Source organism: Arenibacter hampyeongensis (assembly GCF_002909255.1).
Classification (GTDB): domain Bacteria; phylum Bacteroidota; class Bacteroidia; order Flavobacteriales; family Flavobacteriaceae; genus Arenibacter; species Arenibacter hampyeongensis.
In genome coordinates, this window is record NZ_PIOB01000010.1 from 91,709 (window position 1) to 107,100 (window position 15,392).

Below are 15,392 nucleotides of genomic sequence, written 5' to 3' on the forward strand. Positions count from 1 at the left end.
ACAGATCTTCTTAAAAAGCTGTTAAATTATTAAAGAAATGGATTACAGCTCGGTTCCTATATCTGACTTACCTCCCGTTTTTCTCAATAACTTAATATTCTGTATTTCGATGCCTTTGTCAATAGGCTTTAACATATCGTACATATTAAGTGCCACTATGCTGGCACCGTGCATGGCCTCTACCTCTACACCAGTTTTGTAGATGGCCTTTACTGTAACTAAAACAGTAATCTGCAGGCCTTTAATAGCATAAGAAATATCCGTGTATTCTATGGGCAAGGGATGGCAGTCCGGCAAAAGGTCCGCTGTCTTTTTCACCCCCAACAAACCTGCAGCTTTGCTCATGGCAAACACATCGCCTTTAGGCACCGTTTTATTTTTTATTGCCGCTATGGTATCTTCAGAACTTACTTGTACCACAGCCTGGGCAATCGCCGTACGTAAAGTGGATTTTTTATGGGTAATATCTACCATCTCTATTTATTTACTTTCCATTGATAGGAGTCATCCTTAAAAAGCTCCTTCCCAAAAATAGGGACCTGATTTTTAATTTCCTCTACAAGGTGGTGCAAGGCATCAAAAACTTCCTTTCTGTGGGCTGAGGATACAAAAACAAACAAACATATCTCCCCCACATTTACCCTTCCCATACTGTGATAAATATGCATGCAGCTTAAGTTGAACTTGGCAAAAGTAGCTTCCCTGATTTCGTGAAATTTTAAATTGGCCATTTCCTCATAGGCGGAATATTCTATGGCTGTGACTTCCTGCCCTTCGATAATATCTGCCCTGACCTGGCCCAAAAAAATATCGTGGGCACCTATATTGGTTTTGGACTGGTGTTTTGCAATTGATTCGGCTATAAACTCTGGGCTTATTGCTCCTGGTACAAATACATTTTTGATTTTGCTCTTTTCCATGGAAAATACTTTAGCGCTAAGGTAATCAACATTGATTAATTTAAGGTAATGAACCCAATTGGAAAACGTTGTATGCGAGGTACCATAGAAATATATAAAGGCAATTTTGTGATTATTTTTAAGGGCTTTGGGACCGTATTACCATTGTTTTCAAATAGATTAAAAACGGATAAAAATAATCCACTTTATGCGATGATCCTTAATTTCATAAACATCATTTGCATAAGCCACTTACCGAGATATTAATTCTTATCCTTCTTCTTTTTCTTCCTCCAAAGGAAATAAAAGATGACCATTAGCACAGGCAGAATAATATAGACGATGACATCAAATGTATTTGTTAGATCAATGGGGTCATTGTCATCTGGGTTCCGAGTACCTATTGGCAATTGTAGCAATAAAAGATATACTTTGTTTAACATTGTTCTTTTTTGAATGGCTAATATGTAACTTACGAAATTAAGTAGACTGTCCTATTTTGATGAGGGCCAATTCAATATTTCCTCATGTATCTGCTCAGTTGTTTGCTGTCTTCTTTTTGCGAGGTTAGTAATAAGCGTATCAAAACTCTTTTTGTCATATTTGGTATCCATATCGTTTAGTTCCGGGAAATTTGCGAGATAATCATCTTGTACGGCTAACCATTGCTTTTCCAAATGAATGTCATATTTTGACGTTGCAACACCTCCATTGTTAACGGGTTTTCCAATTGCTTCATTAGAATTCTCTTTAGGGATTCTTTCTTGGTTAAATCCACGATTTTGTTGTACATCATTATTCAAACCCTTAGAGGTAGATTTGTTATCCTGATTTTTATTTTCTGTAATCATTTATATAAAAATAAAGTATTAATTCAGGATAAATTTAGTAAAGTGAACATGATTATTTTTGCTCTAACTATTTTATAATTAACCTTATAACATTGAAACGTAAATTTCAATTGATCTTGATTCTATAAAGACAAGTAATTTTGCGTTAACCAAGTATTTTAAAAAAAATTGACAATTTGAGAAGTCGGACGATTTACATTTACGACACCTTCTGGAAAAAAAAGAGTAGGAGAAACACCGTGAATGACTTCGATGCCGATCAGTGCAGCCCTGGATCCGAAAGCTAATGCTTTTGGTGCTGCGCACCTTTGGTTCGTGACCTCACCAAGAATCGAACTTCTTTCTGTGAGCCCCTTATTTTAAGGGGATTTGCATTTTTTCAGTTTCAAATGTTGACGATTTGTGAACTTTTTTGAGGATTTTTATTCCGTCTTTACAAATGTAGTCAAATGGATATAAATGATACTATTCTGAATTGCTACATAATCTAATTTGTTATTAACTTTGGTTTCTGTCGGATTTATCTTTCCGTTCTTAAACTACTTTTTTCTGTTTCCACACACTAAAAATACCCAATTTCTTTATGGTTCATTATTTTCAATTCTTTCCAATTTCAGGCCCAATATGTAATAGTCTATGTAGGCAAATAAGGGATATTTGCCCGGAATGACTAATCTTCTCCCCACTTAAAGCCGATAAATTAAAATCAATGGAACGGAATTTGTATCTTTATTATGTAAAAACACTGGTAACATGGCAAGTTTGGATTTAAAACAGAGCGTACAGAACTATATTGATACAGCAGACAATAGGCTTCTCAAAATGATAAAGGCGCTGGTGGAAAGCTACCATGAAGAAGATGGAATTGTAGCTTATACCGTTGATGGAAAACCTTTGACTAGGAAGCAGTACAATCAGGAACTTGTGGATGCCGAAACAGAAATTCAAAGAGGCGAACTTACATCGGTCGAAGACCTAGAAAAAGAATCGCAAAACTGGTAATGGCAAAACTCAAGACCGAGTGGACCGACAAGGCAAAGACCCAGTTGAAACAGATACACGATTACCTGAAATACGAAAAGAAGACCCCACAAGGCGCAGCGAATGTCAAAGCTGACCTGATCCAAGCAAGTAAAGGAGTTACCTACGCCGAACAATACCAAAAGGACGACATTAACCCCAATTATAGGAGGATTGTGGTTAGGCACTACAAACTAATCTACAAAGAAGAGAAGGGAAAGATTATCATTTTAAGGATCTTTGATACCCTAAGGAACCCAGAAAGATTGATGGATGAGAACGAATAATCCATGAACTGGTCGGATAGGCATGATTTAGGTTGGCAACCTACATAGTTTCTAAAAAATAAATGTATTGTTGGATATTGATTTTAATTCATATTGATAAATACCTTGACTTTCAATAAATTTACAAAAACCCTTTAGTGTATTTCCTGTTATCCTGTGAGGTCCCATGGCTCTGACTTTAGGGTTTTACTTTTAACTACTTACAAAAGCCTACTTAAAGCTATTCTGTGCCAATTACTTCTAGGTGACAACTATATCTCAATTGCAGCCTCATGTTAACCACAAATTACATACAACCCATTTTTAAGAAAATTTAGACCGTTTTAACCCTAAATCTTACAAAAACTTTGCGCATCGATCCTGATACGATTTTATAGTGTTCTGACAGATAAACGTTAATAAAATCGAATTACGAACATGTAATCAGGCCGATTTGTCATTCATTAATTCTATTACGGAATTCCAGAAAATCCTCGAAGTGTAAGTTCGTTTTTCTACAATTTGGGCTAGGCCTATAATATTGTTCTTATAAAGTTTTCCGGTCGGTAAGAACTTAGTTTTGTTACTCCCAACCTGGAATATCATGTTCCAATTATCGAATTGCCTCCAGGGGGTATTTTCTTTGGCGAGCAAGGTGATATCGGTATGTCTAAGGTCCGATGCGAGATCTAAAAAGAGTCCTCTTACAATTCTTTCATTGCCTACCAATATTCCTACAAAATATTGTTTGTGGAAAATAAGGCATCCAGATATGTCATTCTTTACGTTCCATTTGCTTGAAGTACTTTGGATTGCTTGAATGTCCTTATCACAAAGGTTAGGAACGGCCTTGGAAGAGTATGCTAGTTCTAGAAACAATATTCAATATTTTGGTTGGTTATTAAATGCTAATCTATAAAACTACGCATTATAAATATATGATATTTATCATTAATGGGGCAATGCTCGGTTATCACTTATAATATAGTTTATTGGTTTCCCTGAAAATTGAAATACCTGAAGTACTAAAAGGTCAACAACTCTGACTACCTGCAGATTGTTTAAGAATCAATTGAATTGCCTTAAAAATGGTAATGCCTTTGTTATTTTTATTGCCACAAAAGCATTCCAATACCACACAAATAGCCTCAAATGTTGAGAATGGGATAATTTTGGACTAAGTATGTTGTGAATGACGGAAAATAATGATTAATTATCCAATCATGACAAACAAATAATACCATTTCGCAGTCCTATATAGTCTTAAAGACTTCAACTTCTTCTAGCTAAAAAAACTTAACACTCTTACGTCACATACTCAATATATTATCTGACCATAAGCCGCAAGGCGAAAAATCAAGGTTTTGTAAAATATCGTTATAATGAAGGCTTATTGACCACTTCAAGAATCAAAACTCCCTCGGTTACCTTTATGTTAAAGATGTTATGCTTTTTTTTTTGCAGAAGTTTATTTTATAATTTTAAGGAGCCAATCTGGTAGACCAATCTGGTAGCCAATTATAAATATATCAGTAAATGAAATTAGAAGTCATTACAAAAAATGAAGGCGGAGAGATTCAAAATGGTATTATTTCTAAGCTCCGAGAACTGATTATTTCTAAAAATTTAGAGCCGGGGGACAAACTTCCTTCCGAGCGTGAGTTGTCCAACAAATTCGATGTAACCAGAAACAATCTTCGGGAAGCTATTCAGTTGCTAGAATTTTATGGAATATTAAAGTCGAAACCGCAAAGTGGAACATTCATTGCGGACATTGGCCAAATAGCCATGGATGGTATGCTGGAAGATATATTGCGATTGCGGGAACCTGATTTTAAATCCTTGGTAGAGACCCGGATATTATTGGAACTTATGACTTGTAAATTAGCCGCGGAGCGACGGACCTTGGAGCAATTAAGTCATATTGAGCATGCCATGGAAGCCTATAAAAAAAAGGTCAGCGACGATAGAAATGCCGTACAGGAGGACCTACTTTTCCATTTGGCAATTGCTAGGGCTAGCGGTAATAGCACCATGAACCGCTTTATGTTAATCATAACGCCGGAAATCATTACCAATTTCGAGAAATACCATGTTTGTGATAAGGATCGGGCATTCACGGCAATTGGGGAGCATATTGATATCTATGAGGCCATTAAAGCTAAGGACCCCCAATTGGCCGAGCAAAAAATGAAAATACATTTCAATATGTTGTATGAATATTGCTATAATATGGATAATTGACAGTTGAAGAATTAAAGGAAATGACTATAGCTGACCAAAAGTTGAGTGCGCGCTAATAGCATAAAGAAACGATTGCAATTGATGTAATTTTTTGTGAATTCAAAATTGCAGGCCTTCCCGGGTAAAGACTAGTGGTCGATAATATGGGTTTGGGCTATTAGACCTAATAGTGAAATTTTGATTTGGAATCTATACCATATAAACCATGGAAATGGTTGAAAATTTGTGAATTGATTAGAAAGTTCAAGTTTTATCCGGCAGAAATAAAATTAAATAGACTATTAAGTAATGTACAGTATTAATCCTCTTTCCAAACAAAAAAGGACGCCGAAAGCCATATTCTTGGTCTCAAAATTAACTGTCCAACCTGCTACCTAATCTGTGGATTTCATTTTGAGCTGCCTTTAAAAATTGTTCCAATTCATGCCTTTTTACTTTTTCCTTGACCATTTCCAGATCAAGTTGGGTACGATAGATTAGGCTCTGGCAATACGCGATACGAGTATCCGCTGCAAGGTCCGATATAGCGGTTTTGTAAAGATTATCCATTTCAGGCAAAGAATAGTTCACAGAACGCGGTTTAAGATTTTTGATCAATTTATAATGCATTGTGGCGTGAGTTGGTCGTTATAGTTGATTTCTCAAGTATTTCCATGTTTTGGTTCCCTTGAATTGTCACAATAATCGCGCCATGATGGGGGAAGAACAATGGCTAAATCATAATAAATATAGGACCAATAAGATTATTTGGGCACTTTTTTAAATTTGATTTGGACTGCAAAATGGATTTTTGCTTCATCAATGAAAAGAGGGATTTCATGAGTTAAAATGTCTTATTCATATAATAATTATGATTCGTAAGTTGTAAATCGATAGATTTCGGAAATTAAAAATCTAAAGATGAAACCATCCCAACCAAAACTTATTTTGTTCACCTTGTTAATTTTTCTATTTTATATCAATCGAATTGATGCCCAGGGCTGTGTGGCCATTAGACATTTTTCCTCTTGTGTTGGCAATAGCCTGGAAAACAATCTCCTTGGGAAGGGCGACATTCAGATCGGCATGAATTATAGATATTTCAAATCTTTTCGGCATTTTAGGGGCACAGAGGAAGAGGCCGATAGGGTTGCCAATAATACCGAGGTAATAAATCATTCCCATGCGTGGGACTTTTTCCTTACCTATGGCATCTCTGACCGCTTCTACACCAGTATAACCATACCCACCGTAATAAATGCACGATCTTCCCTTTATGAGCATGGCAGGGAAGAAAGAAATAGTACTTTTTCGCGGGGATTGGCCGATATTAGGGCCGGGGCAGGATATTGGTTATTCGATCCCATTGAACATTCAGGTGGGAATATGGCCCTTGGAATAGGCTTAAAACTACCTACAGGCAACTACAATGCAACCGATGTATTTTATAATGTCGGCCCGGAAGGAAGCCCCGAAGTGCGACCTGTTGATCAGTCCATTCAACCTGGGGATGGTGGTTTTGGCTTTACTATCGATTTTCAATTTTACCGGAAAATAGCCACAGGTCTATTTGCCTATGGTGGTGGCTTCTACCTGTTTAACCCCAGGGAAACCAATGGCATCAGAACCTTCAGGGAAACACTAAGTCCTATTTTGGAAAATGAAGCCATTATGGCCGTTCCTGACCAATATTCAGTTCGCACAGGTCTGAGTTATAGCTTATCCAATGTTATTTCTACCTCCTTGGGTGCCAGGTTTGATGCCGTACCTGTAAAAGATGTTCTTGGAGGTAATGAAGGCTTTCGTAGGCCAGGAAATGTCCTCTCTTTAGAACCCGGCATAGCATATATGCATCAGAATTTTACATTAAATCTAAATGTCCCTTTTGCCCTAAGACGCAATAGACCTCAAAGTGTTACGGATAGGCAGACTGAAATTGTTACAGGTCAACCAAGGAACGGGGATGCCGCCTTTGCCGATTATGTTATCAACTTTGCGGTCTCGTATAGAATACCAAATAAAAAAGTAAAAATAGATCCAACATTAATTGATACGTTCATAAATTGAGTCGTGCCATAATTCAATTGTTAATTGGCATAGGTTAATTTGCTTGACCCACTAAATTTGAGATTATTTAACTACTTGGATTGATAACTCATATCTATCTACCTCTCATTTTGTCAAGATTTGGATGTCCGTCTGTTGCGGGGAACAGATTTTGAATGGAAAATAGTAGGCTTTGCCATGACCGCTCCAATGTCAGTAAACGATTAACTTTAAATAGGAGAAATATTTGTAATTAAGAATTTACTCAAGGAATACTATCTAAAACATGTAGGCTATTTCTCCTGTATAATCATAAAACTGGTTTCTGAAATAAGGGATATTATGGACATTTCAGGCGCTATGTAATATTAGACTTTTTGGTATCCGGGAATTTTTTTTTGCCAATGGCTTTTGTAATCTATAGAAACTTTACAGATCAGGAGCAACTTTGATTGTGATTTGGGGTTTTGTAACCTGAAAGCTTTGATATCGCATTGTGAATCAACGAACTTGAGAAGCCTTATTGTCTGTCCGACATTAAAGCTATTGGCCCAGGTTATCGGTATATAAAAGTAAATTATTGAGAATAAGGTTTCAGGCTTTGATGTAATTCCGTCCCACCGAAATCTACGGCATGGATTTGACGGTCTATTGGTTTTTTCGGGTTGATAATTTTATATGCTGTATCGCGAGCGGAAAAATCTATAATTAACAATGCCCCATTAAAAGATACCAAATGAAAGAAAATATAATGAATAATTTTTGAATGGTTTTCTAGGTAGATTTATTGAAATTTAAAAGAGTGTATCATTTGTCTTGTCCTTTTTTATTTTAACCTTTTCAACCCCAAATCCTTACAAAAACTTTGCGCACGGATCCTGATTCGATTTTATAGCGTTCGGGCGGATAAGCGTTTAATAAAATCGAATTAGGGCGCAACCTACTTTTGATCTTGGTTTTTCTCTTTTCCGGACCATTCCAAAAAGTCCTTGTAGTAATCAGGGTACTCCTCAAAATATCCGTTCAGCTTCTTTGAAATAACCGCTTTTCCCTCTTCGAAAGCCTTCTCTTTTTCTTCCCCGGACTGTGCCACTTGATAGCCCAGATAACCCGAAATGGATAGGGATATGATAAGAACCAAACAGATTAGGAATAAAAGCCATTCAGGGATTATTTGTGACTTCTTCAATTGTTCCTCTATTTTGATGGTTCTTACATCCTGCTTTTTAAAATGATCCTCCTGCGTTTTATTGAGTTCCTTCAGTTCATTTCTAATCGAGGAAATATTTTGTACCGTTTCGGAACTGGTGAGTTCCTTGCTCAGCGTATCCAGTGTCGCCAACATCCGTCTCAATCCTTCCAGTTCGTCGGTCAACAGTTCCGTAATCTCGTCCAGCTTTGCCATAACTTTTTCTTATTTATATTAATATCCTATCTCGAATCCTGCACTTTTTTGGATCGCTTGTTTGATGACCTGTTTCGCCACCTTCATAGCGATATTACCACTGAGCTGTGTGGCCTTTCCCATGAGGCTGACGGTATTGTCCTTGTTTTTGACGATGCCCCTTCCCGCATGTTCCCCGATCCCCATCACCAATCTACTGCCGGACATGGACCGGTGGACCTCACTCCCCTTCAGACTGTGCCCCTTGTATTCAAACCGGAACCCTTGTAGTTGGTTGGACTTGTTGATGCTGGGGACTACCTTTACATTATTTTCTTTCATCAATTTAATGTACCGGTCCAGCTCCTGTGGACGTTGTTCGGTCATTACTTTGTCATGGACCTGTTTGATCTCCTGTCTTATATTCCTGACCTGCTCCAATCTTTCCAATTGTACTTCCCGTACCGTGGTGAGCCCCATTTTCTCCGCCACCCGTTCCGCTGCCTGCTGGCTCCTTTTTCCTATAAAACTGTCGTTATAGGCCTTGCCATTGAAATCTATTCGGTTCACGTATACATGGACATGGGTATGTTGTCGGTCCCTATGTACAAAGCCGATGGCCTGGTGTTCCTGTAGTTTCATTTCCTTTAGGAATTTTTCCGTGATCTCTTTTAGGGCCTTGGCGTTCAGTTCCTTTCCGTCCTCGATGGTCGGGCTGAGGACAAAGCTCAAAGTATTGTTCGTGCACCTGGCATTCTGCCCTTGGATGATCTTGAATTCCTCCGTAATCTGTTCGGGGTTTTCCCCGGCCAGATGCTGGGAGAATACCACCTCGGCATCCTTCTCTTGGTTCCAGCCATAGGACATGGAAGCCCCGGTGTGCGATATGGATCTGCCCTTGCCTATCATTTTTTGAAATTATAAAGGTGGTCCCGTATTTCTTCGGCCAGTTTTGTGACCTCTTCTGCCAGTTTGGGATTTCGTTTTCGGAACATGTTCCCGATCAGTTTAAAGTTGGTCGAATACTTGATCAGCATCCTATAGATATCTATCTGTTCCTCGGTAAGCCGCTCGATGATCTTGTCCCCAAAGGCGGCACGACGGCAATATTCGCTTACGCTCAGGCCGCTCTTTTTGGCCTTGATCCTTAGCAGTTTCTTCTCGAAGAGGGAACACCGGAATTTGATATAGGTCCTTTTCATTTTTTACTTCTTTGCGACCTTCGGGAGCAAAGCAAGATCGTCTTTGTGGCAACAAAGACACATCTTGAATTCCTTCCCCGATGGGTCATAGTTTTTCCGACATCCACCATGCGTTCACATCCTTAAAATCCTTGTACAGGTTTGACATGTCCCTGCATTTTGGGCTCTGTTCCAGCAATATTTCCACTGCTCTTTTACCGGCTTTGTCATTGTCCAGGTATAGCTGTACGGATTCATAGCTTTCCAATAGTCCAAGTGTTTTTTCTACAAAGGCCAGGGAGTTCAATATCAATAGGTCATTATTTTCCTTTAGGTTTTTATCCTTCTCCATCAAGCTCAGCATATCGAACATGCCCTCGGTAACTATCAATCTACCGTTCCCGTTCTTCATGTGGGTAATATCCTTTGGGGAACTGGAGTTCTTGTAATATTTGTTCCGAAGCTCCCATCCATAGGAATCGTTCTGTAACCCGATGGCGAAATACATTTTGTCCTTAAAGCTATAATGGACCTCCCGACAGAGTCTCTTGGCCGTTGGCAGGGAAATTCCCCTTTTTTCCACATACTCCTTTAGGGCAAGATGGCGCAGTTCCATTACATCCCTGATTTTGATCCTCTCTTCCTCAAATCCGTTAAAAAGTTGCTGGTGAAAAGAAAAAGAGATCTGGCCGTTTTCCAACCAATCCAGGGTTTCCCTTACCGATGTTCCGCTCAGAAGACATACCAGGTCGATCACGTTGCCCCCTTTCCCGGCACCATGGTCGTACCATCTGTTCAGTGGCCTGGACACCTTGAAAGAGGCTTGGGTTTCTGACCTGAAAGGACTCAGGAACCAAGCTTCTTTGTCCGATGTCCTGGTGGGAAAGTGCCCGAGTTTTGCCAGCGCTTTCTCGATGGGAAAATCCCGGGCTGTTTCACACCTTGTCCTATATGTTTTTTTTCTTTTCATCAGCCAGTTCTTTTTTCGTGTTTTCTGTTACCTTCCTACCTAAGTCAATGTTTATAGGGGTTAAGGGCCTAGGTAGTTGTGATTTTAATGTTACCCATCTTACCCTAATAGGTAGGATTGGTAATACCTAGGTAATTAGTGGTTAATGTATCCTACCTTAAGGCAGCTCCCGCCATTGCGACGGTCGTGGTCCGTAGGGTAATTAGGTAGGTGCTTTTGGACTTTTTCTATGTTCCACCTCCCATGGGGTCTGGACAAATACTTGTTTGGCCAGATACCCGTACACCTGCCGTTTGGGATGTTTCACCCTTTGGAAGTTGAATCCCGAGAGGGCTCGACCCAGGTTTATCTGATTCAATCTGAGGTTAAGGCAACTGAGCTTGACCAATACATCAGAGGCGGTGACGAAATCGGACATGTCGGTGGATTTTTCAAAGTATTTGGAGACCAGTTCCTCTTCGGTGGTCAATTTGGTGTATTTCTTATTGCGTTCCTCGTTCTCCAAAATATCGTTCAGGGTGAGTTCGGGATTAAAGTTGGGGTCGTTATAAGCGAGGTGGTATGCCTGTATCCATACGTCCTTGATCTCCATTTCCTTGGAATAGGAGAAATCTATCCTGTCCTTGAGTTCAAAACAGAGCCAACGCACGGATCCGGTCTCATCGTTTAGAAAGGAGGACATATTGGTGGAACCCAAAAAGGAACAGATTCTGGGTAGGGTAGTATTCTTTCGGTCATAGGGCAGACGTTCGTTGATAAAGGTTTTGGAAAAGAAAGCTTTCAGGGCATTCACGTCTTTTTTGGTCAGCACGGCCAATTCGTCCAAGTTGTAAAGGAAGTTTCGGCATAATTGGATCCTGGCATCCTTATCATTACTGATGTCCTCTGCCATATAATCGGAGAGCTCGGGCGGGCAGATAAAGCGGCACCAAGTGGATTTGCCAGAGCTTTGTCCCTTATGGCTTATGATCAGGGCCTGTTTGTTGAAATACCCTGGTTCCAGGGCGCACCTTATGGCCCGGACCAACCATTTTTTGAGATGGTAGACAAAGGCCCCATCATCATAGGTGGGGACATAGGATGCCAATTTTAGGATATGGTCCTCCCCGTTCCATTTAGGAAGGGAATCAAAATACGCCCTGATAGGATTGTATTTCGGGATGAGTTCCGATCTGATCAGGATTTCCAACTTAGACGTGCTGATATCCACACCCGCCTTGGCCAGTTCAATGATCAAGGAATTGAGGTTCAGATAGGACCAATCCGTTGACTTTTTGAAGGATATCTGGAAATCATGGGATATCTCGTTGTACATAATGTCATACTTCCCCTCCAGGTATTCGATCGTATAGTCATAGATGGTCTTTTTTTTGGCGTCCTTTACCTTGTAAAGTCCATCTGCCAAGTCACCAGCTATCATGAGCTTTTATTTTTGGAAGTGTCCGCCAAGGTATTGTTCCCGATATAGCCTGGGGACAAAATGCCATTTTGCAGTAGCCAGTCGTTCAGCTTCTTCTTTTCAAAAAAGATCAGTTTTCCGTTGGGCTTGGAGTGTGGAATATTCCCAGCAGAGGTAAGTTTGTACAGATAACTTCTGGAAATGCCGGTATAGTCACAGGTTTCCTCAAAGGTCAGTACCTCTTTATGGGCCGTCATGAGCCTTTCCAAACGATCCAGTCGTTCGAGTATAAAAATATTGTCCATTTTGTTTCTTTTTTAGGGTTACAGAATGAACAAAAGCGCTTTTGTCTTCCTACAGTATTGTAGTTAGTTAAATGTATAAAAATAGGAAAATGAAAAAGAGCAGAAACGAAAATAGTTATCCACAACTAATTGAGGAACAACAAATTACCACAAACTATACCTAATAATATTGCCTTTTGTACTTAATGATTTTATTTGATGTCATATGATATCAATTGATGTCAAAAAAAATCACTGTTAAAATGACCCTTTATTTGAATAATGGCAGTTATTAACAATTAAACGAAGTAATCAGGACAACTATAATCTCAAAAAAGAGGGATTTAGGGATTTGGATCAATCGAATTATATCCATTACTCAAATATCAACAATTTCAAAATACCTTACTAATAACAAGATCAACCCAGATCACAAATGCCATCCACAACATGACTAGTTTTGATATCAAATCAATAATTGTGGGATAGCCTAAAATCGTGGGAATTTAAACTTCAGTAAGTGACTTAGATATGGGGCGTCATGGTACCAACTGCATATTGGGACATTCCTTTAATGAAACATTAATAAGAGCAATTCAACCTATCAACTGTTTTTGTGAAACAAAAGGCTGATGATAATGTCGTTGTCCAGTGGCTTTATAAAGTGCATTGGCCAATGCCCCGAAGACGGGTGGGAACGGGGGTTCACCCAATCCCGTGGGGTCGATGTCGTTCTTTACGAAATGGACTTCTATTTTATTTGGTGCTTCGCTATGGCGGATCATCTTGTACCTGTCAAAGTTTTTCTGCTCGGTTCGGCCTTCCTTAAAGGTTAGCTCTCCGAACATGGCATTGCCAATTCCGTCCACAATGGCTCCTTCGGCCATATTGGTTGCTGCATCGGGGTTTACCACAATGCCACAATCAACGGCACAGACCACCTTCTGGACTTTTGGGGTGTCGCCCTCAATAACTACGTCTACCACATGGGCGGCATAGCTGTTGTGGCAGAAATAGGCAGATACACCTCTATGGACCCCTGATGGAACTTCTTCCCAATTCGATTTTTCGCGTACCAGTTTGAGAACACCTGCCAATCGGTCTGGTTCATAATCGTTTTCCTTACCAACCGGATTGTTTTTGACCCTTTCCAACAATTCCAAACGGAAATCGATGGGGTCCTTTCCAGCGGCTTCGGCCACCTCGTCCAAAAATGCTTGTTCCACCCCGGCTACAAAATTGGATCGCGGGGCTCTAAAGGCCCCAATGGTGATATTGGATTTTACCTCCCATTGTTCGGCAAGATAATTGTCCACCGCCCCAGCGGGGAAACGGTTGGCGAACAACGGAGTTTCCGGAATCCCGCCTGCTTTTACATGAAATGCGACCAGATTGTTGTTTTCATCCAATGCCGCCTTGTAGGTGGCGTGATAGGACGGACGGTAAATACCAGCGGTCATATCATCCTCACGGCTGTAGACCAATTTTACAGGTGCTTTCGCCTGTTGTGAGATAAGTGCCGCTTCAACAGCATAATGTCCGTATGCCCTTCTACCAAATCCACCGCCCATACGGGTCAGTTCAATATCGACTTTTTCCACGGGTATTCCCAAACGCGATGCCACGGTAACTCCTGTTAAGCTTGGTGCCTGTAGGGGTCCGGCGAGCTTTGCACCCTCACCGGTCACATGGGCAAAGAAGTTCATAGGCTCCATACAGTTATGGGCTAGAAAGGGACAGGTATAAGATCTTTCAATGACTTTGACAGCGTTTTTGAAAGCTTTCTCCGGATTACCATCCTTACGGACAGTAGTGCCCGATTTGGCGGCCATTTCATTCATTCTTTCGTAGTGTGCCTCCGTACTCTCCAGTCCCTTGGGCACCTCCACGTCTATTTCACTACCGAAGCGGTCCATTTTGAATGTAGAATCTGCAATGGGCTCCCATTCTGCCATCAACTTCTTTTTGGCGTTCATGACCTCCCAAGTGCTTTTGCCGACAATTGCGATCAGGTCGGTAAAGGCGTTGGTGTCAAAATAACCGCGTTTAAAGTCATCCTCAAGTGTCTTTATAGTGAACACATCCACAATGCCGGGCATGGTGCGTACCTCGGTAGAATCGTAGGTTTTTAACTTCAGGCCAAATGCGGGAGGATGCTCGACCATGGCAATTAAAGCATCTTCATACTGATAATCTATACCAAAGAGGGGTTTCCCAGTAACGATTTTGTGGTTTTCCACGCTCTTTTTTGATTTCCCGATGATGGTAAAGTCTTTTACCGCCTTTAAGGGAACTTCTTCGGGAACCTCCAATTTTGCCGCAGCGGCGGCCATTTCGCCATAACCTGCCGAAATTCCCGAGGCCTCATGGCTCAAAACACCTTCCGCGGTTGTTATTTCGGATACCGGTACTTGCCAAGCTTGTGCCGCGGCTTCCTTCAACATCTGTTTTGCGGTGGCACCTGCCATACGCAGACTTTCCCAGCCCCTGCGTATACCCTGGCTACCACCGGTAAATTGTGGGCCATACTCCTTGGAATCATAATTGGCCTGTTCTACCAATACATCCTTCCATGCGACATCCAGTTCATCGGCCACGATCATGGGCATCGACGTGATGACCCCTTGCCCAAATTCCGGGTTGGGCGCCATAATGGTAACCAATCCGTTTTCCCCAATTTTAAGGTATGAGTTTATCTCAAACCATTCCTTGGGCATTTTCCGTATTGCTACCTTTTCTGCCTGTTTGGGCTTACAGGAATTGAAGATGCTGAAGCCGAGGATCAATCCGCCCCCTGCCAGACTGGTATTTTTGATGAAGGCCCTTCTTCCGATTTTTGTCTTTACAAGTGTCATGGTATTGCATTTTT

17 protein-coding genes are annotated in these 15,392 nt (G+C 40.5%); 4 read left to right on the forward strand and 13 right to left on the reverse strand.

The window, feature by feature from the left end; translation table 11 throughout:
- Positions 1–42: 42 nt before the first annotated feature.
- The 4 genes from moaC to CWD91_RS19235 form a co-directional block, all read right to left on the reverse strand.
- Positions 43–474, reverse strand: coding sequence for a cyclic pyranopterin monophosphate synthase MoaC (gene moaC / locus CWD91_RS19215; RefSeq protein WP_103442597.1), 432 nt, complete (start codon positions 472–474; stop codon positions 43–45).
- Positions 475–476: 2 nt separating this feature from the next.
- The gene (locus tag CWD91_RS19220; protein ID WP_103442598.1) at positions 477–920 is read right to left on the reverse strand and encodes a molybdenum cofactor biosynthesis protein MoaE; all 444 of its coding nucleotides are present in this window, start codon (positions 918–920) and stop codon (positions 477–479) included.
- A gap of 242 nt (positions 921–1,162) precedes the next feature.
- The gene (locus CWD91_RS19230) at positions 1,163–1,342 is read right to left on the reverse strand and encodes an adenylosuccinate synthetase (protein ID WP_103442600.1); all 180 of its coding nucleotides are present in this window, start codon (positions 1,340–1,342) and stop codon (positions 1,163–1,165) included.
- Between the two features lie 51 nt (positions 1,343–1,393).
- The gene (locus CWD91_RS19235) at positions 1,394–1,750 is read right to left on the reverse strand and encodes a hypothetical protein (RefSeq protein WP_103442601.1); all 357 of its coding nucleotides are present in this window, start codon (positions 1,748–1,750) and stop codon (positions 1,394–1,396) included.
- 753 nt (positions 1,751–2,503) lie between these two features.
- Here CWD91_RS19235 and CWD91_RS19240 point away from each other — a divergent pair.
- Both CWD91_RS19240 and CWD91_RS19245 read left to right on the forward strand, forming a co-directional pair.
- A complete protein-coding gene (locus CWD91_RS19240; protein WP_103442602.1) occupies positions 2,504–2,752 on the forward strand; it encodes a hypothetical protein in 249 nt (82 codons plus the stop codon).
- Positions 2,752–3,057: a type II toxin-antitoxin system RelE/ParE family toxin gene (locus CWD91_RS19245; protein WP_103442603.1), complete on the forward strand. Its 306-nt coding sequence runs from the start codon at positions 2,752–2,754 to the stop codon at positions 3,055–3,057. Before CWD91_RS19240 ends, CWD91_RS19245 begins: the two co-directional genes overlap by 1 nt.
- Positions 3,058–3,480: 423 nt before the next feature.
- Here CWD91_RS19245 and CWD91_RS19250 read toward each other — a convergent pair whose 3' ends face one another.
- On the reverse strand, positions 3,481–3,915 hold the full coding sequence (locus tag CWD91_RS19250; RefSeq protein WP_157943846.1) for a BLUF domain-containing protein: 435 nt from the start codon (positions 3,913–3,915) through the stop codon (positions 3,481–3,483).
- A gap of 657 nt (positions 3,916–4,572) precedes the next feature.
- On the opposite strand from CWD91_RS19250, the gene CWD91_RS19255 reads away from it, so the two are divergent.
- Positions 4,573–5,280: a FadR/GntR family transcriptional regulator gene (locus tag CWD91_RS19255; protein WP_103442605.1), complete on the forward strand. Its 708-nt coding sequence runs from the start codon at positions 4,573–4,575 to the stop codon at positions 5,278–5,280.
- A gap of 354 nt (positions 5,281–5,634) precedes the next feature.
- Here CWD91_RS19255 and CWD91_RS19260 read toward each other — a convergent pair whose 3' ends face one another.
- Positions 5,635–5,850: a hypothetical protein gene (locus CWD91_RS19260; protein WP_157943847.1), complete on the reverse strand. Its 216-nt coding sequence runs from the start codon at positions 5,848–5,850 to the stop codon at positions 5,635–5,637.
- A gap of 330 nt (positions 5,851–6,180) precedes the next feature.
- Here CWD91_RS19260 and CWD91_RS19265 point away from each other — a divergent pair, with 330 nt between their 5' ends.
- Positions 6,181–7,326, forward strand: a complete 1,146-nt coding sequence (locus tag CWD91_RS19265) for a hypothetical protein (protein WP_103442607.1) — start codon at positions 6,181–6,183, stop codon at positions 7,324–7,326.
- A 919-nt stretch (positions 7,327–8,245) separates the two neighbouring features.
- Here the strand turns inward: CWD91_RS19265 and CWD91_RS19270 are convergent.
- The 7 genes from CWD91_RS19270 to CWD91_RS19300 all read right to left on the reverse strand — a co-directional run bounded on the left by CWD91_RS19270 (position 8,246) and on the right by CWD91_RS19300 (position 15,378).
- The gene (locus CWD91_RS19270) at positions 8,246–8,710 is read right to left on the reverse strand and encodes a DUF6730 family protein (RefSeq protein WP_103442608.1); all 465 of its coding nucleotides are present in this window, start codon (positions 8,708–8,710) and stop codon (positions 8,246–8,248) included.
- A gap of 18 nt (positions 8,711–8,728) precedes the next feature.
- Positions 8,729–9,598 (reverse strand): relaxase/mobilization nuclease domain-containing protein, encoded by an 870-nt coding sequence (locus CWD91_RS19275; protein WP_103442609.1) that lies wholly within the window; start codon positions 9,596–9,598, stop codon positions 8,729–8,731.
- The gene (gene mbpA / locus CWD91_RS19280) at positions 9,595–9,891 is read right to left on the reverse strand and encodes a mobilization protein MbpA (protein WP_103442610.1); all 297 of its coding nucleotides are present in this window, start codon (positions 9,889–9,891) and stop codon (positions 9,595–9,597) included. The genes CWD91_RS19275 and mbpA overlap by 4 nt, the downstream gene beginning before the upstream one ends.
- Positions 9,892–9,976: 85 nt before the next feature.
- Positions 9,977–10,840, reverse strand: coding sequence for a toprim domain-containing protein (locus tag CWD91_RS19285; protein WP_103442611.1), 864 nt, complete (start codon positions 10,838–10,840; stop codon positions 9,977–9,979).
- 202 nt (positions 10,841–11,042) lie between these two features.
- The gene (locus CWD91_RS19290; RefSeq protein WP_103442612.1) at positions 11,043–12,260 is read right to left on the reverse strand and encodes a VapE domain-containing protein; all 1,218 of its coding nucleotides are present in this window, start codon (positions 12,258–12,260) and stop codon (positions 11,043–11,045) included.
- A complete protein-coding gene (locus CWD91_RS19295) occupies positions 12,257–12,544 on the reverse strand; it encodes a helix-turn-helix domain-containing protein (protein ID WP_103442613.1) in 288 nt (95 codons plus the stop codon). Before CWD91_RS19295 ends, CWD91_RS19290 begins: the two co-directional genes overlap by 4 nt.
- A gap of 575 nt (positions 12,545–13,119) precedes the next feature.
- Positions 13,120–15,378, reverse strand: coding sequence for a xanthine dehydrogenase family protein molybdopterin-binding subunit (locus CWD91_RS19300; protein ID WP_103442614.1), 2,259 nt, complete (start codon positions 15,376–15,378; stop codon positions 13,120–13,122).
- Positions 15,379–15,392: the final 14 nt, after the last annotated feature.

Bases quoted from the DNA above. Each gene is read 5' to 3' on its own strand.
- CWD91_RS19285 (WP_103442611.1), bottom strand. From the start codon at position 10,840: ATGAAAAGAAAAAAAACATATAGGACAAGGTGTGAAACAGCCCGGGAT.
- CWD91_RS19300 (WP_103442614.1), bottom strand. From the start codon at position 15,378: ATGACACTTGTAAAGACAAAAATCGGAAGAAGGGCCTTCATCAAAAAT.
- CWD91_RS19255 (WP_103442605.1), top strand. From the start codon at position 4,573: ATGAAATTAGAAGTCATTACAAAAAATGAAGGCGGAGAGATTCAAAAT.
- mbpA (WP_103442610.1), bottom strand. From the start codon at position 9,891: ATGAAAAGGACCTATATCAAATTCCGGTGTTCCCTCTTCGAGAAGAAA.
- CWD91_RS19265 (WP_103442607.1), top strand. From the start codon at position 6,181: ATGAAACCATCCCAACCAAAACTTATTTTGTTCACCTTGTTAATTTTT.
- CWD91_RS19295 (WP_103442613.1), bottom strand. From the start codon at position 12,544: ATGGACAATATTTTTATACTCGAACGACTGGATCGTTTGGAAAGGCTC.
- CWD91_RS19290 (WP_103442612.1), bottom strand. From the start codon at position 12,260: ATGATAGCTGGTGACTTGGCAGATGGACTTTACAAGGTAAAGGACGCC.
- CWD91_RS19245 (WP_103442603.1), top strand. From the start codon at position 2,752: ATGGCAAAACTCAAGACCGAGTGGACCGACAAGGCAAAGACCCAGTTG.
- CWD91_RS19240 (WP_103442602.1), top strand. From the start codon at position 2,504: ATGGCAAGTTTGGATTTAAAACAGAGCGTACAGAACTATATTGATACA.
- moaC (WP_103442597.1), bottom strand. From the start codon at position 474: ATGGTAGATATTACCCATAAAAAATCCACTTTACGTACGGCGATTGCC.
- CWD91_RS19220 (WP_103442598.1), bottom strand. From the start codon at position 920: ATGGAAAAGAGCAAAATCAAAAATGTATTTGTACCAGGAGCAATAAGC.
- CWD91_RS19230 (WP_103442600.1), bottom strand. From the start codon at position 1,342: ATGTTAAACAAAGTATATCTTTTATTGCTACAATTGCCAATAGGTACT.
- CWD91_RS19235 (WP_103442601.1), bottom strand. From the start codon at position 1,750: ATGATTACAGAAAATAAAAATCAGGATAACAAATCTACCTCTAAGGGT.
- CWD91_RS19275 (WP_103442609.1), bottom strand. From the start codon at position 9,598: ATGATAGGCAAGGGCAGATCCATATCGCACACCGGGGCTTCCATGTCC.
- CWD91_RS19270 (WP_103442608.1), bottom strand. From the start codon at position 8,710: ATGGCAAAGCTGGACGAGATTACGGAACTGTTGACCGACGAACTGGAA.